Here is a 25,453-nt window from a genome sequence, read left to right on the forward strand (position 1 = left end):
GCCGGTCAGAGGGGCGTCGCGGCGCGGAGGATGAGGAACATCGTCACGGCGGCGTTCGCGGACGACATCGCCGACGCGGCGGCTCCGGCGGCCGCGGCCCAGGCCGCCAGGCCCACCGAGGTGAACAGCGAGGGCCAGGTGCGGGCCGCGGGGGCGGGTCCCAGCAGGGCCGCCACCCGGCGTGGGACCGGGCCGGGCGCGGCGAGACCGGCGAGGGTGGCGACCGGGCCGCCGCGGGAGACCAGGGCCGCCTTGCCGATCGCGGTCGCCACCGCGCGGCGGTCGCCGACCGCCCGCGCGGCCGCCTCGTCCGCCCACCGCTCCGCCGTGTAGGCCACGGCGGTCCGCAACGGCCGCAGGAACGGGTTGGCCAGCGCGGCGAGCCGGACGGCGAGCAGGAAGCGGTGATGCCGGGCGGTCAGGTGGGCCCGCTCGTGGGCGAACAGCGCACGGCGTTCGGACGGTTCGAGACGGTCGAGCAGCGCCCTGCTGACCACCACGCGGTCCCGGCGGCCGCCGGGCAAAGCGTACGCGTAGGGCACGTCGTCGGGGAGCACGGCCACCGCGGTGCCCGGCAGTCCCTCCAGCGCGCGGTGCGCGCGGCGGCGGACCCGGCCGTGCCGCCACAGGGCACGGGCCGAGGCCAGCACCACCGTGCACAGCGCCGGGATCGCCGCCTTGCCGACGACCTCGTCGTACGGCACCGCCGCCCGCACCTCGGGATCGGACCAGCCGTCGGGCAGGGGGTTGCCGGGCAGTTGCGCGGTGCCGACCACCATCACGAGGGCCAGGCACACCGTGCTGCACAGCGCCATCACCGCGGCCACGGCGGTGAGCAGCCGGGTCGCGGTCCGCGGGTGCAGGTGCTGTTCGGCCAGCCGGGCGATCGGCCATGCCGTCAGGGGCAGGACCAGCGGCAGGAAGACGAAGACCCCCATGCGGCGTCAGCCGTCCCCCGTGTCGCGGGCCTGCCTGAGCAGCTCGCGCAGCAACCGCTCGTCGTCCGGGTCGAGGCCGGTGACGAAGCTGGCCAGCACGGCTTCGCGGTCGCTCTCGGCGTCGAGGACCTTGCGCATCTTCCGCGCGGCGAGACCCGCCTGGTCCGCGGGTGTCCAGGCGAAGGACCGGCCCGCGCGCTCACGGCTGACCGCGCCCTTCTCCAGGAGCCGGGTGAGGATCGTGATCACCGTGGTGTAGGCGAGGCCACCGCCGAGGTGCTCCTGCACCCAGCCGGCCGTCGCGGGGCCATCCGCCTCGCGCAGCGCCGACAGCACCAGCGCCTCCAGCTCGCCCTGCCCCCGCCGCCGCGGACGCCGGTCATCCGTCACTGCCCCGCCTCCTTCCGCCGCAGTCCCCGTCCGGGGCGCCATCGTATAGAGGCGGCGGACCGCCATGCGCCACCCGGACCCGTCCCCGCGCTTCCGGGGGCTCTGCCGGCCCCCGCGCCGGTCAGGGCACTTCTGGACGTATCCCGGCCCCCGCGCCGGTCAGCGGTCGCCGCCACAGCAGCCGTCCGCCGCGCCCGCGGCCGGTTCGGGGCCCAGGCGGCAGAAGCAGGAGGCCTCGACCGGCACGTCCGCCAGCGCGGTGGCGAGCTTCAGCTGCTGGGCCACGATCCGCGCCTCCCCCGCTCTGCCGAGGCGCACCAGGCACTCGTGGTACCCGTGCAGAGCCCAGACGTTGCCGGGGTGCTGCAGGGCGCGCGGCAGGGTGTCGTCAAGGCCCAGGTCGGCCCGGTAGACCGCCTCCGCCTCATCGACCCGGCCCTGTTCGAGGAGCAGGGCGCCGTAGGCGTGCCGGGTGGGCTGCATCCAGCCCCACGGTTCGTCGTAGGGGAGGCTGTCGTCCAGTGCGATCGACCGCTCCAGGGCGGCGAAGGCGGCGGCGTGGTCGCCCTTGCGGTACTCCAACTCGCCGTCGAGCATGGCGGAGGCGATGGCGAGGATGTCGGCGCAGGTGTTGTTGAACAGGGTGCGCGACTCGGGTACCCGGGCGACCGCCTCGCGGAACAGCCTGCGTTCGGCCTGCGCCCGGTCGATCTCGCCGGTGGCCGAGAGGGCGACGCCGCGGGCGTAGTGGAGCATCGCCGTCGTCACGCAGTACAGCCGCGGGTCGGCGGGCAGCGGCAGCCGGAGGATGTCCGTCCAGCGGCCGAACCGGATCAGGACGTGCACCCGCATGGCGAGGAAGCCCTCCAGCCAGTCGGCCATCGGCGGGCTCTCGACGCGCAGCAGCTCCTCGGGGACGGCCGCCTCCAGCCGCTCGGTGGTGTCCAGGGCGACCGCGTACTGGCCGAGGAACATCGCGCCGTAGATCTTGAAGTGGTGGTTGTGCGCGCGGTAGAGGGTGTAGAAGTTCATGGCGCCGGCCCGGGCACGGTACTTCTCGTCGGCGGCGACGGCGGCGGTGTTGTCCGACACCACGCGCCGGTAGTCACCGCACAGCACCTCCAGGTGGGAGGGCATGTGGAGGAGGTGCCCGGCGTCGGGGACGAGCCCGCGCAGCCGGTCGGCGACGGCGAGGGCGGCCTCGGGAGTGGGGGACATCTCCATCAGGTGGATGTAGAGGTGCACGATCCCCGGGTGCTCCGGTCCCCCCTCGGCTGCCAGGGCCCGGTCGAGCACGTCCTTGGCCTCCAGGGTGCGGGCGCCCTCGGCCGGACGGCCGGTGCGCAGGTCCCACAGCTGCCAGGGGGTCAGGTTCATGAGGGCGTCGGCGTAGAGGGCGGCCACGTCCAGGTCGTGGGGGGCGAGTGCGTGGACGGCGCGCATGCTCTCGGCGTACGGCGGGTTCCACACCGAGCAGTCGTCGACGGCGCGCGCCTGCGGGTAGCGGGCGCGCAGGGCTCCGATCAGCGCGCGTTCCACCGGGGTGGCCCGTGCCGCTTTCCGGTGGGCCAGCTCGACGGCGGCGTGCGTGCGGTCGACGGTCCTGGTCAGCTCCTCGGCGTCGAAGGCCTCCCACGGCTTGTTGTAGTTCGGGCCGAGGGCGTAGGCGATGCCCCAGTGGGCCATGGCGCAGTCCGGGTCGGCCTCGGCGGCGGCCTCGAAGCAGGCGACGGCCTCCTCGTGGTGGAAGGCGTACGTCCACACCAGCCCGCGGTCGAACCATCGCTGGGCCTCGGGGGACGAGGTCGTCACGGGGCGGCCGTGGGTGCCGAGGTCGTAGTAGTCCATGCGGGGACGTATACCGCACTCCGGGCCGGTCGCGGAGCACTTCGCGCGACGGTCACACCGACCGGTGTCCCCGCCGGACGCGGTGCGCCCGGCGGGGGTGGGGGGGCGGTGCGGCCACCGGCTCAGCCGAAGTCGACGTCGCTGCAGAGGAAGTACGTCTGGTCCATGTGCGACGCCTGCCAGACCGTGTAGACGACGTGCCGGCCGCTCAGACCCGACGTGCTCACCGGGATCTCGTAGTTCTGACCCGGCGCGTACCTGCCCGTGGTGGTGAGCAGCTGGAGGTCGTCCCAGCCCAGGGGCTGCGTGCTGGGGTCGTAGCCCTGCCGGCTGACGTAGACCTTGATGTAGTCGGCGCCGTGGCTCGCCTGGTCGTGCAGCTTGACCGTGAAGTTGTCGTTGACCGCCGTGGTCTTCCATGCGCCCGCGGTGTCCAGGGAGTTGTAGCGCCCGCCTTCGGTCCGGCCGCCGCTGCACAGCTGCCCGTCGGGGACGACGGCCTCGAAGTTGCCGGCGGAGCCGTTGCGGTACAGGCCGTTCCAGTTCCACATGGCGTTGGGGTCTGCCTGCCAGGCCTGCCAGCACATGGGGTCCTGCTGGGCCATGGCCGGGTTCTGGAAGTCGGCGCCCCAGCGCTGCCAGCAGCCGTAGTTGCGGGAGGCGGGATCGACGACCGAGCCGTGGGCGGCGGCGGTACCGCTCCAGGGGACGAGGGTGAGCAGGGTGGCGGCCAGGGTGCCGAGGGCGAGGGTGGACGCACGCCTGACGCGCTTGATGCGATCATGACAATTCATGAGTCCTTCTTTCGCGTGGGGGGACGGCGTGGGGGGATCGGAAGTGATGGGAGCGCTCCCAGAGGTCCTGGAGACCAGGCTGCGCCCGGGCAAACGGAATGGCAACAGTGTGAAGGCGCCAGTTCCGGGGCCGCGCCGGCGTGTTCGGTACGGTCGGCCGGGGGCCTCTCGGCGCGACGGGCGGGCGGGACCTGCCCCGCCCGCCCGTCGTCACCAGACGCGTCGCCCTACCGGGCATACCTCCTGGAGCGGACCAGCAGCAGACAGCCACCGGCGAAGAGGACGCCTCCGACGGCCGCCGGCCACAGACCCAGGCCGGAGCCCGTCTCGGCGAGATCGCCCTGGGCCGCCTGCGGTGCGGTCACCGAACCGGCCGCCTCCTCGCCGCCGCCCCCGACCTGCGTCGTCCCCGGCGCGGTCACGCCGCCGGTCTCCTCCGGGGCGCCGGCGGGTGTCGTGGCGGCCCTGGGTTCGGCGGCGGGGGAGGCTTCGTTGTCGCCGGGCTGGTCCTGGGCCTGGTCCTGACCCTGACCCTGGTTCTGGCCCTGGTTCTGGCCTTCGTTCTGGTTCTGGTTCTGGCCTTCGTTCTGGTTCTGGTTCTGGCCTTCGTTCTGGTCCGGGCCTCGGGTCGGTTCCTGGGCGGGGGGCTCGGGCTTGTCACCGTCGTTCTGACCATTGTCCTGCCCCGGGTCGGCGCCTTCGTCCTGTCCGTCGTTCTGGCCGTCGTTCTGCCCGCCCTGGCCGGGGTCCGCGGGGGCCGAGGCGGTGGCGGTCGGCTCGGCCGGGGGCTGTGATGCCTCGGGGGTGCCGGTGGGCTGCTCCTGGGGGTCCTCCCCCTCGCCGGGCTCCGGACCCGGGGGCGTGTCCGCACCGCACGCACGACCGCTGTTGATGCAGTCGACCATCTCCCGCATCAGGTCCTCGTCGAAGACGTTCACGAAGTCGCTGTGGTCCGTCACCGGCTTGTGCAGCTGCTCCGGGAAGGAGTCCACGGCGAAGAGCGGGACGGTCTTCCCCCCGTCCCCGAGGCTGGGCGCGTCGACGTCGTAGACCACGCGCTGGACCAGTCGCGGGATGGGCCGGAACCCGGCCGGGCAAGCGCCGTCGGCGGCGGCGAAGGCCACGTGGGTGCGGTGGTTGGCGCTGTCGATGTTGCGGCCGTCCCAGCAGCTCTGGAAGGTGAAGGTGCGCACCACGTCGCTGCCGGTCGGGCAGAGCGGGTACTTGTCCTTGAGCTGCCGGTCCTCGAAGCCGGTGCAGCTCCAGGAGGCGTTGGCGTTGGTGTTGCCGTTGACGAACGCCTTCGCGTCGCCGGTGATGATGCGCAGCAGTCGCGGCATCTCCGTGACCCGGCCCCGTTCGTTGCCCTGGAAGGTCAGGGTGACCTCGGCGGGCGTCACGATCTCGCCGGCGTTGCCCTCGATGCCGCCGCCGGGCGACTCGGCGTCCTTCTCGACGGTGCCGTTCTGCAACCGCAGCACGGGCCAGTAGTACGAGGACCTGTCGCCCTGGTCCGCGCAGCTCGTGTCGGCCGCGGCCAGGTCCTCGTCGCTGGCGAAGGCGTCGTTGCCCTGGTTGCCGACGTAGTCGTGGAAGTGGTGCGCGCCGTTGCTGACGCCGGGGGCGGCGATGATGTTGTCCGAGTTGAACAGGCCTTCGGCGTTGACACCGCAGCTGGTGGCGAAGGAGCCACGCGAGGCGTTCTTCTGCCGTGCCGCCTCGGCGCCGCCCGGCTGGACCGACTTGATGTCGACGTAGTCCGCGGCCACCGGCCCGTTGCCCGCCTGCCCACCGTTGCCGGGCTGCTGCTGACCGTCTCCGGTCGCCCCGTCCTCGCCGGCGTCCGTGGCATCCCCGGCGTCCGTGGCGTCCCCGGCGTCTCCGCCCTTTCCGGGGCTCTCACTCCCGCCGGCCCCGGCGTCCGGTGCCGCGATCTCGGTGCGGCGCAGCGTGCACGGGGCCAGGGCTTCCAGGCCCTCGGGGCGGGCACCGGCCTTGTCGACGGCGGCGACGATGCGTTCGATCGTCGCGGCCCGCTCCTGCTTCAACGGGTCGAGGAGGGCGCCCTCGTCGACCTTGCCGTCGTCGGCGGTGCGGGCGGCTTCCTGCAACCGCAGGTAGGCCGTGGCGATCTGCTCGTCCAGCCGGGCCAGTTCCTTGTCGACGTCGGGCCTCGCCCGCTCCTCGACCGCGGTGAGCCGTTCGCTCAGGTCGGGGCAGTCGACCGTGGCCGCCACTCCGGAACTTCCCAGGGGTACCGCGGAGTTGCCGGCTTCGGTCGCGGAGGCGAACACGTTCACGGCCACCAGGCCGCCGCCCCCCAGTATCAGCGCGAATGCTCCGAAGGTCGCGCGGCGCGCCCCGGTCGGGCGTCTGCGCCTGTTGTGTCCCAAGACGTGCTCCAGTGTCGTGACGGACTCGGACATGCAATGCCCCCGGCTCCATACGGAGCCGGGGGCCGGAGCGTTCAGACGTGCCGGGAATTCTCAGAGAGTGTCGAGTCATGTCTCCTTGCCAGAGGCATCCGCCGGAGTCCGGCTTCACCTCACGGGCCTTCGAAGCACCCGAGGACGGTCGCCCGGTCGAAGCGCCGCGCCTCCACGTCCTTCCTCGCGATCGTCCAGAAGACGTCACCGCCGATGCCCAGGCCACCGAAGTCCAGGACGCCGCCGTACCACTGAGCGAGAAGCGCCCGGTCGTCGGGACGAGGCCGGGCCCACGGGCCGGCCCGCCTGCCCTCCGGCTTCCCCGCCCTTCCTGCCGCCATGGCGGCGGACGCGGTGATGGGGTCGTCCTCGCCGTAGGAGTCCCTGGAGTATCCGTCGATCTGCAGGTGAGTCTCGTGGCGATGGTGCCCGTCCTCGTACAGCACGTCCGACCATGCCTGGCGCAGCTCCTTGGCGTGCGGGTGTGCGACGGGGTCGACGAGCACCTCGTTGTCCGGCAGGGAGAGGTCGTACCTCAGCCGCAGCTCCGCGCGGTCGTGGCCGTCGTCCCCAGGGTGTTCCTCGAGGGGCGTGCCGGCGGGGACGTACATCACCCGGCCGGAAGCGTCGAGGTCGTCGGGATGGAGTCGGGCGAAGAAGAGGAGCCGGCCGTCGGGGGGCAGTACCAGAGTCGTCGCGTCGCCGGGCAGCGCGGCGAGGTCCAGCATCGCTATCGGGTTCAGCCCCGCCGGGAGTCGGGGAGCGTCGGCGGGGAGCAGGTGGGCCCGCCGAAGTGGCCCACGACCGGCCCGTCCACGGTGGACGCCAGGGTGGCGCACGGGCGGGCGGCCTCGAGCCACCTCTCCACCTCGGCGGACGGGACGCCGACCGCGAGAGCCTTCTCACGGAACCGGCCCCTCTTGTCGAACATCTCGGGTTTCATCCGGTGAACATAGGGGCGGGTACCGACACCGGCCCATGGGCCGCAGCGGGCACGACCCCGGCCGCCTCTCAGTGGGCGCATCCCGGAGTGGTCCGGAAGCACACGCGCCCCGGGAGGGCGGTCCTGTTAGGCCTCCGGGTTCGGGGAACCCGGTGCCGGCCGTACCCGCCCGCGCACCAGCGCCCACGCCGAGGGAGTCCCGGATGTCACTGACCAAAGGCCTCGTCGCCGGAGCGGCCGGGACCGTCGCGCTGAACCTCACCACGTACGGTGACATGCTGCTGCGCGGCCGGGGACCCAGCGACGTCCCGACCCAGGTCGCGGACCGGTTCGTCAACCGGGCCGGGATCGGGCTGGGCGACGAGGAGACCGGACGCCACCGCGAGGAGGCCGTCGGAGTCCTCCTCGGCTACCTCACCGGCCTCGGGGTCGGCGCGGCCTACGGGCTGTTCCGGCGCCGCCTCGGGGCGCTGCCGGACTGGGTGGCCGGTCCCCTGCTCGGCGCCGCCGCCATGGTGAGCAGCGACCTGCCGGCCACCGTGCTCGGGGTCACGGACCCCGCCTCATGGGACCGGACGTCGTGGGTGTCGGACCTCGTGCCGCACCTGGTGTACGGCTTCGCCACGGCCTCGGTCTACGAGGCACTGCGCTGAACGGGAACGGAGGAGTCACCATGGCCGGCAGCAGGCCGCTCGCCCTGGTCACCGGGGCGTCCAGCGGAATCGGGTACGAACTCGCCAGGCTGTTCGGGGAGCAGGGCCACGACCTCGTGGTCAACGCCGAGGACGAACGGCTGGAGCACGCCGCCCAGCGGTTGCGGGAGACCGGCGCCGAGGTGCGGGCCGTGCGCGCGGACCTGAGGACGGCCGAAGGCGTGGACCGGCTGCTGGCCGCCCTCACCGGGCTCGCCGTGGACGTGGCCGCGCTCAACGCGGGAGTGGGACAGGGCGGTGCCTTCGTCGACACCGACCAGGCCGACGACCAGTCCGTCATCGACCTCAACGTGACATCGACCGTGCGGCTCGCCAAGCCGCTGCTGCGGGACATGGTGGCGCGCGGGGTGGGCCGACTGATGTTCACCTCGTCGGTCGCCTCGACGATGCCGGGCTCCTTCCAGTCCGTCTACAACGCGTCGAAGTCCTTCGTGCAGTCCTTCGCCCAGGCACTCCAGGAGGAGGTGGCGGACACCGGCGTCACGGTCACCTCCTTCATGCCGGGTCCGACGGAGACGGACTTCTTCCGGCGGGCCGGGATGGAGGACACCAAGGTCGGCACCATGGACAAGGACGATCCCGCCCAGGTCGCCCGGCAGGCGTACGACGCCGTCATGAAGGGCCGCGGGAAGCTGGTGACCGGCTCGGCGAAGACCAAGGCCCAGGGTGTGGCCGACAAGGTCCTGCCGGACCGCGTCAAGGCCGTCGTGCACCGCCGGATGGCCGAGCCGGGGACGGCGCCGGACACCGACGGGCGCCCCGACCGGGGATAGCGCGGTCCGGCGGTCCTCTTGTCGGCGGCTCGCTCGCGGTGAAACGATGTCCGCGGCACCGGATCAGCCCAGCGAAGGGACCGTCGTGACCGACGACCAGCAACGGCCACCGGCCGCCGCCGTGTTCGACGCGCTGGGCGCGGACTACGAGAAGGCGTTCGCCGCTTCGAGGACGCATCGGCACTCACTGGAGTGGCTGCTCGGACGGCTCGCGCCGGGCAGCCGGGTGCTGGACGTTGGCAGCGGCACGGGCCGGCCCACCGCCGAGACACTCGCGAACGCCGGGCACGACGTGCTCGGCGTCGACGTCTCCCCCGTCATGGTGGAGTTGGCGACGCGGCAGGTGCCCGCCGCCTCCTTCCGGTGCGCCGACATCCGCGACGTCCCGCTCGAGGACGCCTCGTTCGACGCGGTGTGCGTGTACTTCTCCCTGCTCCAGCTGGACCGGCGGGAGCAGGCGGACCTCGTGCGGGACCTGGTGCGCGTGCTGCGGCCGGGCGGCCTCATGGTCCTGGCCACCGTGCCGCTGGACGTGGAGGGCGTCGACGCCACCTTCATGGGCCGGCCGGTGCGTGTCTCCAGCTTCACCGCGCAAAGTTTCGCCGCCGTGGCCGAGGAGGCCGGCCTGGAGATCCTGGCGCAGGAAGCGTCGATGTTCACCCCGGCCCACCCGGCCGCTCAGCCGGAGCCGCACCTCTTCCTGCACGGCCGGCGCCCGGACACCGCAACTCGGCGCGCCTGACCTCCGGCAACCGATACCCGGGTCCCGTTCCCGCCGTCACGCGTCACCCATCACGCGTCACCCCGTCACCCCGTCACCCCGTCACCCCGTCACCCCGTCACCCCGTCACCCCGTCACCCCGTCACCCCGTCACCCCGTCACCCGCCGGCGATACGGCCTCGTAGCCCCCGGATGGGGTAACTGCGCACGCGCGGACCCGGTCCCGCGGCCAGAGTGGGCAGCATGACAGAACCTGGCGAGCGACGGCGCGGCACGACGTCCACGACCACGCGCGAGCGTGCCGTGCGGGGTGCTCGGGACGCCGCCCAGCACGCCGCCGACGCCCTGGGCGAGCTGATCCGACACCGCCTGGAGGGAGTCTCCGCGGTGTGCAGGAGCGAGGACGACGGCTGGATCGTCCGGGTGGACGTGCTGGAGGTGGCGCGCATCCCCGACACCACCAGCCTGCTCGCCACCTACGAGGTCGAGCTGGACTCGGCGGGCGACCTGCTCCAGTACCGCAGGGTCGCCCGGTACCGGCGCGGTGCCCAGGACCAGTGACCGGGCCGTCGAGCCCGCCCCCGGAAGGACCACCGCATGATCACCTATGACGACGAGGTCGTCTGCGCGCCCCGCGCCGGAACCCTCTACGACGTCCTCGAACTCATTCTCGACCGCGGCATGGTGATCGACGTCTTCGTACGCGTCTCCCTGGTCGGCATCGAGATCCTCAAGGTGGACGCCCGCATCGTGGTCGCGAGCGTCGACACGTACCTGCGCTTCGCGGAGGCCTGCAACCGCCTGGACCTGGAGCACGACGTGCGCTCCAAGACGGTCCCCGAGATGTTCGGCAGTCCGGTAGCCAAGACCATAGGCAAGGCGGGCGCCAAGCACACGGCACGCTCCCTCACCGACAAGGTGCGCGACATCCTCACCCCCGAGGAGGAGGAAGAGGAGTCGGCGCAGGAGGAGGAAGCCCGCCCCCGTGAGCGCGCCGAGCGCAGCCGTCCGCAGCGGCCCCGCAGCCGCCCGGCCGCACGCCCTCGCGCGGAGGACGACCGCCCGCGCAGCCGCCCCCGCCGACACACGGAGACGGAGGACGAATGACCGCCCCCACCACCAGCGCCACCACCGCCGGCTCCGGCGCCACCACCGCCGAGGCCGCTGCCGCGGCCCCCAAGGCGCTGTACGTCTACGGGATCACGCCCGCCGGAGTCGGCACCCCCCGCTCCCCCGGGGTCGACGGTGCTCCCGTACGGCTGCTGACCGAGTCCGGACTGTGCGCGGCGGTGTCGTCCGCCCCCGCACGGCTCCGGCCCCGGCGCCGTGACCTGCTGGCCCATCAGGCCGTGCTGGACGAGTTGGCCGCGCAGGGGCCGCTGCTGCCGATGCGGTTCGCGGTCCTCAGTCCCCGGCCGGATGCCCTGACCTCCCAACTGCGCCTCGACGCAGCTCACTTGAAGCGGCAGCTGGACGACGTCCGGGGGTGCGTCGAGTTCAACGTCAAGGGAACGGTCGTGCCGGGCCACTTCGCCGATCTGGTGCGCCGCGACGAAGGGCTGCGGGCCCTGGCCCTGCGGACCCGGCGGCGGCCGGACTACGAGGGCAACGTCCGGCTGGGCGAGGCGCTGGCCCGCGGTGTACGCCGCGAGGCCGGGCGCGCGGCAGGTGACGTGCTCGACCGCCTGACCCCGCTCGCCGTGCGCACGGTGCGGGGACAGACCGACGACGAGCAGGTGCTCAGCGCGTCGTTCCTGCTGCGCGCCGCCGACGAGGAACTCTTCCGGCGGGCCGTGGACGAGCTGGCGCGCACCCGCGGGGACCGGCTGGCGATCAGTCTGACCGGGCCCCTGCCCTGCTACAGCTTCGTCGACCCCAGCCCCGCACGGGACGGGCGGTGACGATGTGGGCATCGTGAGCGGTCTCCTGCTGCTGCCCCTCGCGCCGGTGCGCGGCACGGCGTGGATCGCCGACCACCTGCTGCGGGAGGCCCGGCGCCAGGCCCACGACCCGCGCGTCGTCCAGACGCGGCTGGCCGCCCTCAACCGCTCCCTGGACGAGGGCGCCATCGACGAGGCGACCTTCGAACGGGAGGAGGACCGACTGCTCACCCTCCTCGAGCGCACGGCCCGGCCCACCGGCCGCGCCACCACCGTGGACCGAGCGCAGAGAAGGCACGTATGAGCGACAGCATGGCGGCCATGGCGGCGGCCGTGGCGGGCGGATACCTCCTGGGCCGCAGGAGGAAGGCCAGACTGGCCCTCGTCGTCGGCTCCTACCTCGCGGGGCGGCGGCTCGGCCTGTCTCCCGGTCAGGTCCTCTCCCAGGGCCTGTCCGGCCTGCAAGGGACGCCTCAGTTGCGGGAACTCACGGACCAGGTCCGCGGCGAGCTGCTGACCGCCGGACGCGCCGCCGTCACCGCCGCGGCGAACCGCGGGCTCACCGGCCTCGCGGACACACTCCGCGACCGTACCGACGCGCTCACCGGCGGGGGGCCGCGGGACGACCGATCCGGCGAGTACGACGATGAGTATGACGACGAGTACGGCGACGAGTACGACGAGCGCGACGCGGAGGACCGCGACGAGCGGGAGGACGCCGCGGACGAGGACGCCTACTTCGACGAGGAAGAACGCGAGGAGGACCGGCGCCCCGCCGCGGCGCCCCGCCGGACGAGCGAGGAGGCTCCGCCGCGCAGAACCGCCCCGCCCGCGAAGAAGGCCCCGGCGAAGAAGGCCGCCGCGAAGAAAGCCGCCAAGAGGGCCGCTCCGGCCAGGAAGAGCGTGCCTCCGAAGAAGGGCGCGCCCGCGAAGAGGACGGCCCCGGGCGGCAGGCGCGGAGGTGGGCGCGGATGACTCCGGACCAGCAGGAGAACGGTGGAGCGTCGCCCCTCGGTGACCTCAAGGACGCGCTCGGCGGGTACCTCGCCGCCTCGGGGCACAGCCTCGTGGGCAAGGCCGGGAAGCGGATCGGAGGGCTGACCGAGCGGCTCACCGAGTCCGCCGGCGACCGAGGCTCCGGAGGCGGCAAGGGCAACAGCAACGGCAACGGCAACGGCAACGGCAACGGCAACGGCAACGGCAACGGCAACGCACGGAGCAAGGCGAGCGGCGGCAGCGTCAAGGCGACGCACATGATGGAGACCGTCGACATCGGCGTCCCCCTGCGCACCGTCTACGACCACTGGACCCGGTTCCAGGAGTTCAGCGGCTTCACCAAGGGCGTCCGCAGCGTCAGCGCGCAGGACGAGGTGACGTCGGACTGGAACGTCAAGGTGGGGCCTTCCAGCCGGAGTTGGAAGGCGACCGTCCAGGAGCAGGTCCCCGACCAGCGGATCGTCTGGACCTCCGAGGGCGCCAAGGGCAGTACCCGCGGTTCGGTCACCTTCCACGAACTGGCGCCCCGGCTGACCCGGATCGTGCTGGTCGTGGAGTACTACCCGGCGGGCTTCTTCGAGAAGACCGGCAACCTCTGGCGTGCCCAGGGCCGTCGGCTGCGGCTGGACCTGAAGCACTTCGCCCGGCACGTGACCCTGCTGGGCGACGAGGAAGTGGAGGGCTGGCGCGGCGAGATCCGCGACGGCGAGGTCGTCAAGAGCCATGAGGAGGCGCTGGAGGAGGAGAACGCCGACGCCGACGAGGACGGCACCGACGCCGAGGACGGCGCCGAGTACGAGGACGACGAGAGCGAGGACGACGAGGAAGGTGACTACGACGAGGGCGAGGACGAGGACGACGAGGACGCGGTGTACGAGGAGGACGACGACGAGGACGACTCCTACGAGGACGACGAGCGGCCCCGCCGCCGACGTCGCTGACCAGCCGGGGAGCACGCAGTGACAGACGTCGACCACCGCTTCGCGGGACCGGACGGCCAGCCCTACGCGCCCGTCACCGGCAACCTCGCCGACCTGCTCGAACGCGTCCTGGACAAGGGCATCGTCATCGCCGGCGACATCAAGATCGACCTCCTCGACATCGAGCTGCTCACCATCAGGCTCCGGCTGTTCATCGCCTCGGTGGACACCGCCAAGAAGGCGGGCATCGACTGGTGGGAGACCGACCCGGCGCTGTCGTCCCGGGCCGCGCGGGACGAGCTGGCCGAGGAGAACGCCCGGTTGCGGGCCCGGCTCGACGCACTGGAGGAAGCGCTGGAGGAGTCGCCGGAGGGCGCGCAGGGCTCCGGGGGTTCCCTCGCGGGGGCGTCCGGGGAGACGGCGGGGGCCGCCCGGTGAGCACGGTCGCGGTTCGGCCGGGTGCCCCGGCCCTCGTCTGCGTGTTCGCCGTCACCCGCACCCCGCCCGACGACGCCGCGCTGGCCGCGACGACCGGTCACGAGGAGGGCGGTCCGCTGCGCGTCCTGCGCGCGGACGGTCTCTGCCTGGTCGTCCAGGACGTGCCGGCCGCGCTGTTCGACGAGCAGGTGCTGGGGGAACGGCTCAACCGGCCCGCTGATCTGGAGCGATGCGCCCGCGCCCACCACCGCGGTGTGGAGGCCGCGGGCGGGAGGGGCCGCTCCGTCGTACCGCTGCCGATGGCGACCCTGTACCGGAGCGACCGGACCGCGCAGCAGGCGTTCGCCCCCCGCAGGGCGGTCCTGGAGACGCTGCTGGACCGGCTCCGGGACCGTACCGAGTGGGCGGTGAAGGTGCACGCCGCCGAGCACGCGGCCTCCGCCGCCCCGCCGACCGGAGCGGGCACCGACGCCGGCCCCCGCCCCGCCGCGGGCGGCCGTGCCTACCTCAGCCGGGTCAGCGCGCGGCGGCGCGACCGGCAGGACGCGCACGAGCGGGCCCGGGCCGCGGCCGAGGCGGTGGACGCGGAACTGCGGCGGTACGCGGTCGCCGCGACCCGGCACCGGCCGCAGAGCGAACGGCTGACGGGCCGGCGCGCCCCGCAACTCCTCAACGCGGCCTACCTCGTGGCGGACGCGGAAAGCGCCGCCTTCACCCGCGCACTGTCCCGACTCACCGCGGAGGGCCCGTCCGGCGAGGTCCGGGTCGAGGCGTCGGGCCCCTGGATCCCGTACTCCTTCGCCCGCTGGGACGAGGAACCGGACCCCGCGAAACCGGACCCCGCGCAGCAGGAGGCCCGCGCATGACCGAACTGGACACCCGTACGCCGGGCCCGGCGCCCGTGCCCTGGGACGGCCCCGAGCCGTACGCGCCGGTCGGTGTGCCCCTCGTCGACCTGCTGGACCGGGTGCTGGCGACCGGTGTCGTGGTGAGCGGGGACCTCGTCCTGGCCATCGCGGACGTGCCGCTGGTACGGATCTCGCTGCACGCCCTGCTGTCGTCGGTGAGCGAACGGGTGCCCGCCCCCTGGCCGGACAGCGGGCCGCTGTGACGGCGCCCCGGGCCCACTCCCTCGACCTGGACCCCGAGCGGGTCACGAACGACCTGGCCGCCCTGGTCCTCACGGTCGTGGAGCTGCTGCGCCAGCTCATGGAGCGCCAGGCCGTGCGCCGCTTCGACGAGGGCACGCTGAGCACGGACCAGGAGGACCGGCTCGGCACGGCGCTGATGCTGCTAGACGAGCGCATGGACGACCTGTGCGCGCAGCACGGCCTGAGCCGCGCCGACCTCAACCTCGACCTGGGCCCCCTGGGCACCCTCCTGGCGGACCCCGAGCCCTGAGGAGGACACCGGCCGGCCCCCGCCCCCGCGACGAGCGATCGCTATGATGACGGCGAATCGCTCAAACGAACATCGTCGGGTGGGGAGACGGATGCGGGAGCCGGTCGATCTCAGGCGTCAGCGGATCCTGGCGGCGGTCCGGGCGCGGGGCACCGCGCGGGTGCGTGACCTCGCCGAGGAGTTGCAGGTCTCCGTGGTGACGGTCCGCCGTGACGTGGAGGAACTGACCCGTGAGGGCCGGCTCCGCCGCGGGCACGGCGTCGTCCGCTCCACGGTGCCCGCCGAGGAGGAGCCCGCCGGCAGGAGCGCGGCGGCCGGGGACCGGGTGGCCGTCGTGGTGCCCGCACGGCACTCGTACCTGAACGAGACCCTGCACGGCGCCCGCACGGTCCTGGAGGAGGCCGGACTGCGCCTGGCCCTGCACCTCGCGCCGCAGGCCGCGGGGGCCGAACGCCCGCTGGTGGAACGGGCCCTGGCGGAGGGGGCGGAGGGTCTGCTGATCGCCCCGCGCTGGCGTGGCCGGGCCGAGGAGGAGGCCGACCACGAGTGGCTCGCCGCGCTCGGGGTGCCGACGGTGCTGATGGAGCGCCGCCCGTGGCGCGGCAGCGCCCTGCACGCCCTGGACTCGGTGTGCTCGGACCACTGGTACGGCGCGCACCTGGCCGTGGAGCACCTGGTGGGGCTCGGTCACCGGCGTATCGTGTTCGCCACGCGCCACGACAGCCCCACCGCGCGTTCGCTGCGGGCCGCCTTCACCGAGATCGCCGGGGCACATCCGCTGGTGGAGCGGTGGGCGTGGACGCTCATCGCGCCGGAGGCCGGTGTCGACGGGCCGTACGCGGCGGACGAGACGGCCGAGTTGTCCGCCCTGATGCGCAAGGTGGGGGCGACCGCCATGGTGCTGCACGGCGACGTGGACGCGCTGATGGTCGTCCAGCGCCTGGCGGAGGAGGCGGTACGGGTGCCGGAAGACTGCTCGGTCGTGGCGTACGACGATGTCGTGGCCGGACTGGGTTCGCCGCCGCTGACGGCCGTGTCGCCGCCGAAGACCGAGGTCGGGCGCATGGCCGCCGAACTGCTGCTCCAGCGGCTGGCCGAGGCGCCGGGGGCCCGGCCGGGGCGGCGGGTGGAGTTGCTGCCCCGGCTCAGGGTGCGGGGATCGACCGCACCCTGTGCCGAGTGAGCGTTTGAGCGTTTTATTTTCTTCTGATCGATCTATTGACCGTTTGAGTCAGGGCGTTCAGGATTCCCGTGTCCCGAACAGCCGTGTCCGCGCATCCGCCGCGGACCCGCAGGAGCCGCGGGAGGCGCCATGCCCGGACGACCACCCAGCCGTCGTTCCGTACTGGCCGCGATGGCCGCCGTACCCCTGACAGGAGCCGTGAGCGCCTGCACCGGGGGGAACGGCGCATCGTCGGCCCGCACGGGCACCACCACGCGCATCACCTTCTGGTCCGCCCTGCGCGGCAGCCAGGAGGTGGTCGACGCCTTCAACCGCACGCACCGCACCGTCCAGGTGGACTTCCAGCAGATCCCCTCCGGCGGGCAGGGCGGCTACGCCAAGCTCAGCAACGCCGCCCGGGCCGGCAACGCGCCGGACGTCGCCACCATCGAGTACCCGCAGGTGCCGGGGTACGCCATCGACGGCGTCGCCCGTGACCTCACCGACCTGGTCAGCGACCGCCTGCGCCGCAGCCTGCTCCCCCAGGCGCTCGGGCTCACCACCTTCGAGGGCCGGGTGTTCAGCGTGCCGCTGGACGTCGAGCCCATGGTCATGCACTACCGCGCCGACCTCTTCGAGCACTACGGGCTGCGGCCCGCGCGCACCTGGGACGAGTTCGCCGAGCAGGCCGTCACCGTGCGCCGCAAGGCGCCCGACCGCCGACTGGTGCTGTTCCCCACCGACGGGATGACCCAGTTCGCCTGCTACGCCTGGCAGGCGGGCGCCCAGTGGTTCGACACCTCCGGGGGTGCCTGGAACGTCTCCCTCGCCGACGCGCCGTCCAGACGGGTCGCGGAGTACTGGCAGCGGCTCATCGACCGGGACGACGTCTTCATGAACGCCGTGGAGAGCAGGCAGTCCGACGCGCAGATCGGCAACGGACTCGTCCTCACCCGGCTCAGCGGCGCCTGGGACGCCGGGGCGCAGATGAACGCGCGGCCCGGGCAGAAGGGCCAGTGGCGGATCGCGCCGATGCCCCAGTGGGACGGCTCCGCCCCTTCCGCCGGCACGCACGGCGGCTCGACCTTCGCGGTCACCGAGGACAGCCGTCACCCGGAGGCCGCGATGGAGTTCATCGAGTGGCAGGTCTCCCACCCCGACGCCCTGCGTGCCCGCCTCTCCAGCGGCACCAGCAGCCAGTACCCGGCCGCTCCGGGGCTGGTCTCCGTGGGCCGCGAAGCCTTCGACCGGTCGTACTACGGCGGGCAGGACATCTACACCCTGTTCGAGCGGGAGGCCGAGAAGATCGGCGAGAACTGGTTGTGGGGCCCTCGGATGAGCGCGACCCAGAAGGTCATGCAGGACTCCTTCGCCCGTGTCAGCGGCGGCCGGGGAAGCCTCGTCGAGTCCCTGCGCGCCGCCCAGGAAGGCACCATGCCCGACCTCGAGGCGCTCGGCCTCTCCACCACCCAGCGCAGCACCTGAGCCGACGAAAGGCAGGTGACACCCCATGACCACGACCACCCACCCACGGGTGCCGGCCGGCGCGTCCCGCGCCACCGTACCGGCGCCCTCCGCCTCCGGCCTGCGCGCCCGAAGAGCGGCGAAGCGCCGGCAACTGACCGCCTGCGGCGTCCTCATGACGCCGTTCTTCGTCCTGCTGGCCACCGTCTTCCTGATCCCCGTCGGCACGGCCGTGTACCTCAGCTTCTTCAGCGACGACCAGCCCGGCCTCGGCTTCGGACCGGAGCGCACGGTCTTCGTCGGCCTGCGCTCCTACACGGCCGTCCTCACCGACCCCACCTTCCTGGGCGGGCTCGGCACGGTCGCGCTGTACTGCCTGATCTACATCCCGCTGATGGTCGTCCTCGCCCTCGCCCTCGCCCTGCTGCTGGACTCCGGCGTGGTCCGGCTGCGCGCCCTCGCCCAGCTCGGCCTGTTCCTGCCGCACGCGGTGCCCGGCATCATCGCCGCGCTGATCTGGCTGTACCTGTACACGCCCGGCATCAGCCCGGTCATCGAACTCTTCGCCCGGGGCGACATCACGATCGACTTCCTGGGCGTGCACACGGTGATCCCGTCCATCGTGAACATCGCCCTGTGGAGCAACCTCGGCTACAACATGGTGGTCTTCTACGCGGCGCTCCAGGCCGTGCCGCGCGAGGTGATCGAGGCGTCCGTCGTGGACGGCGCGGGACCCGTGCGCACGGCGCTCCAGGTGAAGACCCCGCTGGTGCGGGCCTCCCTCGTCATGGTGTCGATCTTCACCCTGATCTGGGCGCTCCAGCTCTTCACCGAGCCGATGCTGCTCAGCCAGTCCTCCCCGATGATCAACTCGCGGTTCTCACCGAGCATGTACATCTACGACGCGGCCTTCACCCGCAACAACTACAGCCTCGCCGCGGCCGCCTCGGTGGTCCTGCTCGTCTGCACGATCGCCCTGTCCTACGGCGTCACCCGCTTCACCGGCCGCGCCGACTCCGAGGAGGCCCGATGAGCGCCACCGACACCTCCCGGCCGCGCCGGGGGATGCTGGGCCGGGCGACGGTCAACGCGGTCGTCGCGATCTCCGTCCTCTACACGCTGCTGCCGGTGCTGTGGCTGGTGCTCGCCTCCACCAAGACCCGGGACGCGCTGTTCGGCAGCGACCTGCTGTCCCTGAGCGACTTCTCCTTCGGACGCAACCTCACCGACCTCTTCGCCATGGACGGCGGGCTCTACGGCCGCTGGTACGTCAACAGCCTGCTGTACGCGGTGGTGGGCGCGGCGGTCGGCGCGCTGGTGAGCGTCGCCTGCGGCTACGCCTTCGACAAGTACCGCTTCCGGCACAAGGAGAAGCTGTTCGGCCTGGTCCTGGCCGCCGTCATGGTGCCGCAGACGGTGCTCGCGCTGCCGCTGTACCTGATGGCGTCCGAGGCCGGCCTGGTCAACACCTTCTGGGCGGTGTTCATCCCGGTGCTGTTCAACCCGTTCGGCGTCTACCTCGGCCGGATCTTCGCGCGGGGGTACGTGCCCGACGAGGTGCTGGAGGCGGCGCGGGTGGACGGGGCGGGCGAGCTGACGACATACGCCCGGGTGGCGCTCCGGATGCTCGGCCCCGGCCTGGTCACGGTCTTCCTCTTCCAGCTGACCGCGATCTGGAACAACTTCTTCCTGCCCATGGTGATGCTGTCCGACCAGGACCTGTATCCCGTCAGTCTCGGGCTGTACCAGTGGAACAGCGCGGCCTCCGTGTCGCCGGAGTACTACCCCGTGGTGATCATGGGTTCGCTGCTCGCCGTACTGCCGCTCATCCTCGCCTTCGTGCTGCTCCAGCGTTTCTGGCGCAGCGGCCTGACCGCCGGAGCCGTCAAGTGACCCCGCATGCCCCGGACTCCCCCGACCGCGGACCCCGGCCCCGAGCCGCCGTGGCCATGTCCCCGGACGCCGCCTCGGCCGTCCTCGACCCGCAGTCGCTCGGCGCGTTCCGCCGGGTCTGCGACCTCGCGCCGCTCCCGGCGCTGGACGACCTGTCCACCCCGCGGGCCCGGCGAGTGCTGGCCGACGTCGACCTGCTGATCACCGGCTGGGGCTGTCCGCCGCTGGACGCGGACGTGCTGCGGGCGGCGCCCCGGCTGCGGGCCGTCGTGCACACGGCGGGCAGTGTCCGCGGGCACGTCACCGACGCGTGCTGGGAGCGGGGGATCGAGGTCTCCTCGGCCGCCGCGGCCAACGCGCTGCCGGTGGCCGAGTACACCCTCGCCATGATCCTGCTCACCGGCAAGCGGGTGTTCGAGCGCGCCCGCGACTACCGGACGACCCGGGCGCGCGGCAACTGGCTGCGCACCCCGCGCAGCGTCGGCAACCACCGCCGCACGGTGGGCATCCTGTCGGCCTCGCTGATCGGCCGCCGGGTCGTGGAGCTGCTGCGACCGCACGACATCGAGGTCCTCCTGCACGACCCGTTCGTGAGCGACGAGGAGGCCGCCGCGCTCGGCGTCGAACGCGTCGAGCTGCCCGAGCTGTTCGCCCGCTGCGACACCGTCAGCGTGCACACCCCGCTGCTGCCCACGACGCGCGGTCTGGTCGGCCGCCCCCTGATCGACGCGATGCCGGCCGACGCGGTGCTGATCAACACCTCCCGCGGGGCCGTCGTCGACCAGGACGCGCTCACCGACGCCCTGCGGGCGGGCCGGATCCGGGCGGTGCTGGACGTCACCGATCCCGAGGCGCTGCCGCCGGACCACCCGCTGTGGGACTGCGACAACGCGCTGATCACCCCGCACCTGGCCGGCTCCGAGGGCAACGAGTGGCGCCGTCTGGCCGACCTCGCGCTCGCCGAGACGACCCGCTGGACCTCCGGTGCCGGTTTCCTCCATCCCGTACGACGCGAAAGGCTGGCGTTCCTGGCATGAGCATCCCGTTCGAACTGCCCACCGAGGACCGTGCGCTGAGCCCGTACACCGGATACACCCGCGCCCACTGGGAGGCCGTGGCGGACGGGCTCCTGTGGGCGGCCTGGCGCTGGAGCACCCCCGGGTGCGCGCTGCTCGACCTGCCGGGCCGGCCCTCGCGGTCGGGAGCGCGCTCCGACGGTCTGGAGGGCTTCGCCCGGACCTTCCTCGCGGCGGCCTTCCGCGTCGCGGGTGCCGACGGCGACGACCCGCACGGCTGGCTGGAGCGCTACGCGCGCGGTCTGGCGTCGGGCACCGGCTCCCCGGGCCGCGACGACGCCGAGTCCTGGCCGCTGATCCTCGACCACGACGTGCAGGGCCAGCCCATGGTCGAGTCGGCGTCGGTCGCGCTCGGGCTGCGGCTGACCTCGCCCTGGCTGTGGAAGCACCTCGACGCGGGGGTGCAGGACCGGGTGGAGGAGTGGCTGCGGGGGGCGCTGCGGCACGTGCCGGCGCCGAACAACTGGTACCTGTTCCCGTACACGGTCGCCGGGTTCCTGGAGGCGGTCGGCCGCGGCGACGGCGAGACGGCCGCGGCCCGGGAGCGCGCGCTGGAGCTGATGGAGGGCTGGTACCGGGGCGAGGGCTGGTACGCCGACGGCGACGGCCGCGCCTTCGACCACTACAACGGCTGGGCGCTGCACCTCTACCCGGTGCTCGACGCCCATCTCGCGGGCGACACCGGGCCGGTGGCCGCCCGCCACGGGGAGCGGCTGCGCACGCACCTCGACGGCCTCGCGACGATGTTCGGCGGTGACGGGGCGCCGCTGCACTTCGGCCGCTCCCTCACGTACCGGTTCGCCGCGTCCACCGGCGTGGGCCTGGGCGCGGTCACCGGGCACACGCCGCTGACGCCGGGCACCTCCCGGCGGCTGGCGAGCGGCAGTCTGCGCTACTTCCTGGAGCGGGACGCGCTGACCGACAACGGGCTGCTCAGCCTCGGCTGGCACGGCCCGCACGAGGCCACCCTCCAGCCGTACTCCGGGCCGGCCTCCCCGTACTGGGCGTCGAAGGCGTTCGTGTCGCTCCTCGCCCCCGCCGGTCATCCCCTGTGGACGGCCACGGAGGAAGCCGCTCCGGTGGAGGAGGCCGACCGGGTGCTGGCCCTGCCCGCGCCCGGGCTGCTGGTGCAGTCCACGCGCGGGGACGGGATCGTACGGCTGCACAACCACGGCAGCGACCATGTCCGGCCGCACGAGGGCGAGTGGGCCGCCGAGGACGACCCGCACTACGGGCGGCAGGCCTACTCCACCCGGACGGGGCCCACGGCGCCGGCGAACCCCGCGGACAACCACCTGTCGGTGGAGGTCGGCGGCCGGCGCAGTGTGCGCCGCCGCATCCACCCGCTCGGGGCCGGGCACGGGGACGGCTGGGGCTGGGCCGCGTCGTGGCACCGGCCGGTCTTCGCCGGCGGGCCCCCGATGGTGCCCGGCCTACGGGTCGAGAGCGTCACGGTGGCACGGGGGCCGTACGAGCTGCGGGTGCACCGGGTGACGGGGGCGCCGCCCGGGGCCCGCCTCACGCAGACCGGATGGGCCACCGGCCCCGACGAGCCCCTGGTGTCGGCTCTGCACGGCCTGTACGGCTGGCATCCCGGGTCCGGGACCGTCCGCGCCCCGCAGGGCACCGCCTACGCGCCGTGGGCCGAGCTGCCCCGGCTGACCGGCGACGCGGGCGGGACCTCCCTGCACGTCAGCGTGGCGTTGCTCAGCGGTGAGCCGGAGCCCGTGCCCGCGGCGGAGGCCGTCACCGAGGTCACCGTCGACGGGGCCGCCGTGGAGGTCCTCTGGGCGGACGGCGGGGGGCGCACCCGGGTCTCCTTCGGACCGGTGCGGGTGACGCACACGGTGGGTTAGCGAGTCAGGGCGTCGCGGCGCGTCCCGGGCCCCGACCGGCATCCCCGGTCGGGGCCTCGCCCGTGCGCGCGCCTGAGGTGGCGCGGCCCGTGGCGTCCGGTGAGGCTGGTACGGCACCGGCGAGAAGGAGCCTTCCCATGCGCGAGTCGTCCTGGTCCGTGATCGCGGCCCTGACCCTGGCGGTCCTGTGCGCCGCACCGGCCGAGGCCGCCGTGGCGCGCGCCCTCGCCGCCGATTCCGGCGCCCTGCGGGCCACTCGGCTTCCGAGCGACGTGACGGCGGCCCAGTGCATCCAGGGCGGCGGAGTGATCATCGTCTCGGTCGACGGGACGGGGACGGGCACCTTCACGAAGCGTTGCCAGGGCGGGACCCACGACGGTGAGACCGTCCTCTGAGCCGACCGCCTTTCGTCCTCGCGCCCATGCCTTGAGTGGCGCTCGCTGGGTACGCGGTCACGGCCCACCACGGCAGTCGGTACTCGAATGTGTGCGGCCGCGCGCTGCGGTCCGCCCGGAACGGAGAAAAAGGCTGATGAGCGAGGCCAACCCCCTCAAGCGGGTAGCCCACAAGGTCACCGAGACCCTGCAGGGCGAGGGCGGCGGGCCGGCGGACGGGATCCCCGGCAAGCCGGGTCCCCAGTCGCCCCCCGTCGCCGAACCCACCGAGCCCCGGGAGCCGCTGCCCCCGAAGCCGGACCAGAGCGGCCCGGACACCGTGTCGCCGACCGGTCAGCCGACGGGAGCCGACCAGGCCCGGGTGGCGCAGTCCGGGGCCTACCTGACGAACGCTCAGGGCACCCGGCTGTACGACACCGACCACTCGCTGAAGGCAGGACCGCGCGGGCCCGTGCTGCTGCAGGACCACCACCTGCGCGAGAAGATCATGCACTTCGACCACGAGCGCATCCCGGAGCGCGTGGTGCACGCCCGCGGCGCGGGTGCGCACGGCGTCTTCCAGAGCTACGGCACGGCGGCCTCCGTGACCAAGGCCGGGTTCCTCGCCGCGGACGTCGAGACGCCGGTGTTCGTGCGGTTCTCCACGGTGGTCGGCTCCCGCGGGTCGGCGGACACCGTCCGGGACACCCGCGGCTTCGCGACCAAGTTCTACACCAGCGAAGGCGTCTTCGACCTGGTCGGCAACAACATCCCGGTCTTCTTCATCCAGGACGCCATCAAGTTCCCGGACGTCGTGCACGCCGCGAAGCCGCACCCCGACCGGGAGATCCCGCAGGCGCAGAGCGCGCACGACACCTTCTGGGACTTCGTCTCCCTGCACACGGAGGCGACCCACCACACCATCTTCTTCATGGGCGACCGCGGCATCCCGCGCTCCTACCGGATGATGGAGGGCTTCGGGGTCCACACCTTCCGGCTGGTGAACGCCGAGGGCGGCACGACGCTGGTGAAGTTCCACTGGAAGCCCAAGCTGGGCGTGCACTCCCTGGTGTGGGACGAGGCGCAGCTCATCAACGGCGTCGACCCGGACTTCCACCGCCGGGACCTGGCCGACGCCATCGAGGCGGGCGCCCACCCGCAGTGGGAGCTGGGCATCCAGACCTTCCCGGACACCCCGGACCAGACCTTCGAGGGCATCGACCTGCTGGACCCGACGAACCTGGTCCCCGAGGAGCTGGCACCGGTGCAGCCCATCGGACTGCTGACGCTGAACCGCAACCCGTCGAACTACTTCGCCGAGACCGAGCAGGTCGCCTTCCACGTCGGTCACCTGGTGCCCGGTATCGACGTCACCGACGACCCGCTGCTCGCCGGGCGGCTGTTCTCGTACCTGGACACGCAGATCACCCGCCTGGGCGGCCCCAACTTCCCGCAGCTGCCGATCAACCGCCCCCAGGCGCCGGTCAACGACATGCTGCGCGACGGCATGCACCAGACCGCCGTGCACCGCGGTGTCGCGCCCTACCGGCCCAACACCCTGGACGGCGGCTGCCCGTTCACCGCCGGGGCCGACGCGGGCGCCTTCATGGAGGCGCCGGTCCGGATCCCGGAGGCGACGAAGGTGCGGGAGGCTCCGGAGTCCTTCGCCGACCACTTCAGCCAGCCTCGCCGCTTCTGGCTGAGCATGAGCCCGGTGGAGCGCGAGCACATCATCGGCGCCTACACCTTCGAGCTGGGCAAGTGCTACGAGCAGGCCATCCGGGAGCGGACGCTCCAGGTCCTGGCCAACATCGACCCCGAGCTGTGCGCGGGCGTCGCCGAGGGCCTCGGCCTGCCCGCCCCGGAGCCGACCGTGCCGCTGGCCGACGTGGCGCCCAGCCCGGCGCTGTCCCAGGTCGGCGGGGTCTGGCCGACCGAGGGCCGGGTCGTCGGCATCGTGACCGGAGGGGCCGATCTGGAGGGTGTCACGGCGGTGCGGGAGGCCGTGCTGAGCGCCGGGATGGTGCCGCTGGTGGTGGCACCGACCGGCGGCACCATCGGCTCGGGCGAGGGCGCGCTGACCGTCCAGCGCAGCTACGTCACCGCCCGGTCCGTCGAGTTCGACGCCGTACTGCTGGCGGGGACTCCCGACATGGGGAGCGACGCCCACACGCCGCGGGACTACAAGGCGGCCCCGACCCCCGCGGTGCCCGGGACGATCGATCCGCGGGTGAGCCTGCTGGTGTCGGAGGCGTTCCGGCACGGCAAGGCGATCGGCGTCTGGGCGGGTGGCGAGGCCGCGCTCGACGCGTCGGGCGTGCCCTCGAACGCTCCCGGTGTGGTGGTCGCCGACTCCGGCACCTCGGCCCTGGAGCAGGTCACGCGGTTGATGGGGTCCCACCGGGTGTGGGAACGCTTCACCACGCCGCGGGGCTGATCCGCGCACA

Annotated in this window: 28 protein-coding genes; 21 read left to right on the plus strand and 7 right to left on the minus strand. The window is 73.2% G+C overall.

What is annotated here, in order from left to right; genetic code table 11:
• Positions 1 to 5: 5 nt before the first annotated feature.
• The 7 genes from ACGF5T_RS10545 to ACGF5T_RS10575 form a co-directional block, all read right to left on the minus strand.
• On the minus strand, positions 6 to 938 hold the full coding sequence (locus ACGF5T_RS10545) for a M56 family metallopeptidase (protein ID WP_366767103.1): 933 nt from the start codon (positions 936 to 938) through the stop codon (positions 6 to 8).
• Between the two features lie 6 nt (positions 939 to 944).
• Positions 945 to 1,328, minus strand: a complete 384-nt coding sequence (locus tag ACGF5T_RS10550) for a BlaI/MecI/CopY family transcriptional regulator (protein ID WP_356604795.1) — start codon at positions 1,326 to 1,328, stop codon at positions 945 to 947.
• A gap of 159 nt (positions 1,329 to 1,487) precedes the next feature.
• Positions 1,488 to 3,176, minus strand: coding sequence for a hypothetical protein (locus tag ACGF5T_RS10555; protein WP_366767104.1), 1,689 nt, complete (start codon positions 3,174 to 3,176; stop codon positions 1,488 to 1,490).
• A gap of 122 nt (positions 3,177 to 3,298) precedes the next feature.
• Positions 3,299 to 3,970: a lytic polysaccharide monooxygenase auxiliary activity family 9 protein gene (locus tag ACGF5T_RS10560; protein WP_366767105.1), complete on the minus strand. Its 672-nt coding sequence runs from the start codon at positions 3,968 to 3,970 to the stop codon at positions 3,299 to 3,301.
• A gap of 227 nt (positions 3,971 to 4,197) precedes the next feature.
• Positions 4,198 to 6,396: a DUF1996 domain-containing protein gene (locus ACGF5T_RS10565; RefSeq protein ID WP_366767106.1), complete on the minus strand. Its 2,199-nt coding sequence runs from the start codon at positions 6,394 to 6,396 to the stop codon at positions 4,198 to 4,200.
• Between the two features lie 119 nt (positions 6,397 to 6,515).
• Positions 6,516 to 7,124, minus strand: a complete 609-nt coding sequence (locus ACGF5T_RS10570) for a DUF1963 domain-containing protein (protein ID WP_366767107.1) — start codon at positions 7,122 to 7,124, stop codon at positions 6,516 to 6,518.
• Between the two features lie 11 nt (positions 7,125 to 7,135).
• Positions 7,136 to 7,339: a hypothetical protein gene (locus tag ACGF5T_RS10575; protein WP_361014893.1), complete on the minus strand. Its 204-nt coding sequence runs from the start codon at positions 7,337 to 7,339 to the stop codon at positions 7,136 to 7,138.
• A 203-nt stretch (positions 7,340 to 7,542) separates the two neighbouring features.
• Here ACGF5T_RS10575 and ACGF5T_RS10580 point away from each other — a divergent pair, with 203 nt between their 5' ends.
• The 21 genes from ACGF5T_RS10580 to ACGF5T_RS10680 all read left to right on the plus strand — a co-directional run bounded on the left by ACGF5T_RS10580 (position 7,543) and on the right by ACGF5T_RS10680 (position 25,443).
• Positions 7,543 to 7,992, plus strand: coding sequence for a hypothetical protein (locus ACGF5T_RS10580; protein WP_366767108.1), 450 nt, complete (start codon positions 7,543 to 7,545; stop codon positions 7,990 to 7,992).
• Positions 7,993 to 8,012: 20 nt separating this feature from the next.
• Complete coding sequence (locus ACGF5T_RS10585) at positions 8,013 to 8,825, plus strand: SDR family NAD(P)-dependent oxidoreductase (RefSeq protein ID WP_356604803.1); 813 nt, start codon at positions 8,013 to 8,015, stop codon at positions 8,823 to 8,825.
• A gap of 46 nt (positions 8,826 to 8,871) precedes the next feature.
• The gene (locus ACGF5T_RS10590; RefSeq protein ID WP_356604805.1) at positions 8,872 to 9,567 is read left to right on the plus strand and encodes a class I SAM-dependent methyltransferase; all 696 of its coding nucleotides are present in this window, start codon (positions 8,872 to 8,874) and stop codon (positions 9,565 to 9,567) included.
• Positions 9,568 to 9,789: 222 nt separating this feature from the next.
• Positions 9,790 to 10,107, plus strand: a complete 318-nt coding sequence (locus tag ACGF5T_RS10595; RefSeq protein WP_356604807.1) for a gas vesicle protein — start codon at positions 9,790 to 9,792, stop codon at positions 10,105 to 10,107.
• 36 nt (positions 10,108 to 10,143) lie between these two features.
• Positions 10,144 to 10,653 (plus strand): gas vesicle structural protein GvpA, encoded by a 510-nt coding sequence (locus ACGF5T_RS10600; RefSeq protein WP_356604809.1) that lies wholly within the window; start codon positions 10,144 to 10,146, stop codon positions 10,651 to 10,653.
• Positions 10,650 to 11,447 carry a GvpL/GvpF family gas vesicle protein gene (locus ACGF5T_RS10605; RefSeq protein WP_361014903.1) on the plus strand — a complete coding sequence of 266 codons (798 nt, stop codon included), beginning with the start codon at positions 10,650 to 10,652 and terminating at the stop codon, positions 11,445 to 11,447. The genes ACGF5T_RS10600 and ACGF5T_RS10605 overlap by 4 nt, the downstream gene beginning before the upstream one ends.
• Positions 11,448 to 11,451: 4 nt before the next feature.
• Positions 11,452 to 11,730, plus strand: a complete 279-nt coding sequence (locus ACGF5T_RS10610) for a gas vesicle protein GvpG (RefSeq protein ID WP_356604813.1) — start codon at positions 11,452 to 11,454, stop codon at positions 11,728 to 11,730.
• Positions 11,727 to 12,401, plus strand: a complete 675-nt coding sequence (locus tag ACGF5T_RS10615; protein WP_366767109.1) for a hypothetical protein — start codon at positions 11,727 to 11,729, stop codon at positions 12,399 to 12,401. Before ACGF5T_RS10610 ends, ACGF5T_RS10615 begins: the two co-directional genes overlap by 4 nt.
• Complete coding sequence (locus tag ACGF5T_RS10620) at positions 12,398 to 13,363, plus strand: SRPBCC family protein (RefSeq protein WP_366767110.1); 966 nt, start codon at positions 12,398 to 12,400, stop codon at positions 13,361 to 13,363. Before ACGF5T_RS10615 ends, ACGF5T_RS10620 begins: the two co-directional genes overlap by 4 nt.
• Before the next feature lie 18 nt (positions 13,364 to 13,381).
• Entirely contained in the window at positions 13,382 to 13,780 is a 399-nt protein-coding gene (locus ACGF5T_RS10625; protein WP_356604819.1) for a gas vesicle protein, read from the plus strand.
• Positions 13,777 to 14,646, plus strand: coding sequence for a GvpL/GvpF family gas vesicle protein (locus ACGF5T_RS10630; protein WP_366767111.1), 870 nt, complete (start codon positions 13,777 to 13,779; stop codon positions 14,644 to 14,646). Before ACGF5T_RS10625 ends, ACGF5T_RS10630 begins: the two co-directional genes overlap by 4 nt.
• On the plus strand, positions 14,643 to 14,891 hold the full coding sequence (locus ACGF5T_RS10635; protein WP_361014912.1) for a gas vesicle protein: 249 nt from the start codon (positions 14,643 to 14,645) through the stop codon (positions 14,889 to 14,891). The genes ACGF5T_RS10630 and ACGF5T_RS10635 overlap by 4 nt, the downstream gene beginning before the upstream one ends.
• A complete protein-coding gene (locus ACGF5T_RS10640) occupies positions 14,888 to 15,181 on the plus strand; it encodes a gas vesicle protein K (protein ID WP_356604825.1) in 294 nt (97 codons plus the stop codon). Before ACGF5T_RS10635 ends, ACGF5T_RS10640 begins: the two co-directional genes overlap by 4 nt.
• A 91-nt stretch (positions 15,182 to 15,272) precedes the next feature.
• A complete protein-coding gene (locus tag ACGF5T_RS10645; RefSeq protein WP_366767112.1) occupies positions 15,273 to 16,364 on the plus strand; it encodes a substrate-binding domain-containing protein in 1,092 nt (363 codons plus the stop codon).
• A gap of 129 nt (positions 16,365 to 16,493) precedes the next feature.
• Entirely contained in the window at positions 16,494 to 17,828 is a 1,335-nt protein-coding gene (locus tag ACGF5T_RS10650; protein ID WP_356604829.1) for a sugar ABC transporter substrate-binding protein, read from the plus strand.
• Positions 17,829 to 17,853: 25 nt separating this feature from the next.
• Positions 17,854 to 18,840, plus strand: a complete 987-nt coding sequence (locus ACGF5T_RS10655; protein ID WP_356604831.1) for a sugar ABC transporter permease — start codon at positions 17,854 to 17,856, stop codon at positions 18,838 to 18,840.
• Positions 18,837 to 19,700 carry a carbohydrate ABC transporter permease gene (locus ACGF5T_RS10660; RefSeq protein ID WP_356604833.1) on the plus strand — a complete coding sequence of 288 codons (864 nt, stop codon included), beginning with the start codon at positions 18,837 to 18,839 and terminating at the stop codon, positions 19,698 to 19,700. Before ACGF5T_RS10655 ends, ACGF5T_RS10660 begins: the two co-directional genes overlap by 4 nt.
• 56 nt (positions 19,701 to 19,756) lie before the next feature.
• A complete protein-coding gene (locus ACGF5T_RS10665; protein ID WP_366767174.1) occupies positions 19,757 to 20,737 on the plus strand; it encodes a hydroxyacid dehydrogenase in 981 nt (326 codons plus the stop codon).
• Positions 20,734 to 22,632, plus strand: a complete 1,899-nt coding sequence (locus tag ACGF5T_RS10670) for a DUF2264 domain-containing protein (RefSeq protein ID WP_366767113.1) — start codon at positions 20,734 to 20,736, stop codon at positions 22,630 to 22,632. Before ACGF5T_RS10665 ends, ACGF5T_RS10670 begins: the two co-directional genes overlap by 4 nt.
• Before the next feature lie 137 nt (positions 22,633 to 22,769).
• On the plus strand, positions 22,770 to 23,027 hold the full coding sequence (locus tag ACGF5T_RS10675; RefSeq protein WP_366767115.1) for a hypothetical protein: 258 nt from the start codon (positions 22,770 to 22,772) through the stop codon (positions 23,025 to 23,027).
• Positions 23,028 to 23,163: 136 nt separating this feature from the next.
• The gene (locus tag ACGF5T_RS10680) at positions 23,164 to 25,443 is read left to right on the plus strand and encodes a catalase (protein ID WP_356604838.1); all 2,280 of its coding nucleotides are present in this window, start codon (positions 23,164 to 23,166) and stop codon (positions 25,441 to 25,443) included.
• Positions 25,444 to 25,453: the final 10 nt, after the last annotated feature.

The organism is Streptomyces sp. NPDC047853 (assembly GCF_043204535.1).
In the GTDB taxonomy this organism is placed as follows: Bacteria; Actinomycetota; Actinomycetes; order Streptomycetales; family Streptomycetaceae; genus Streptomyces.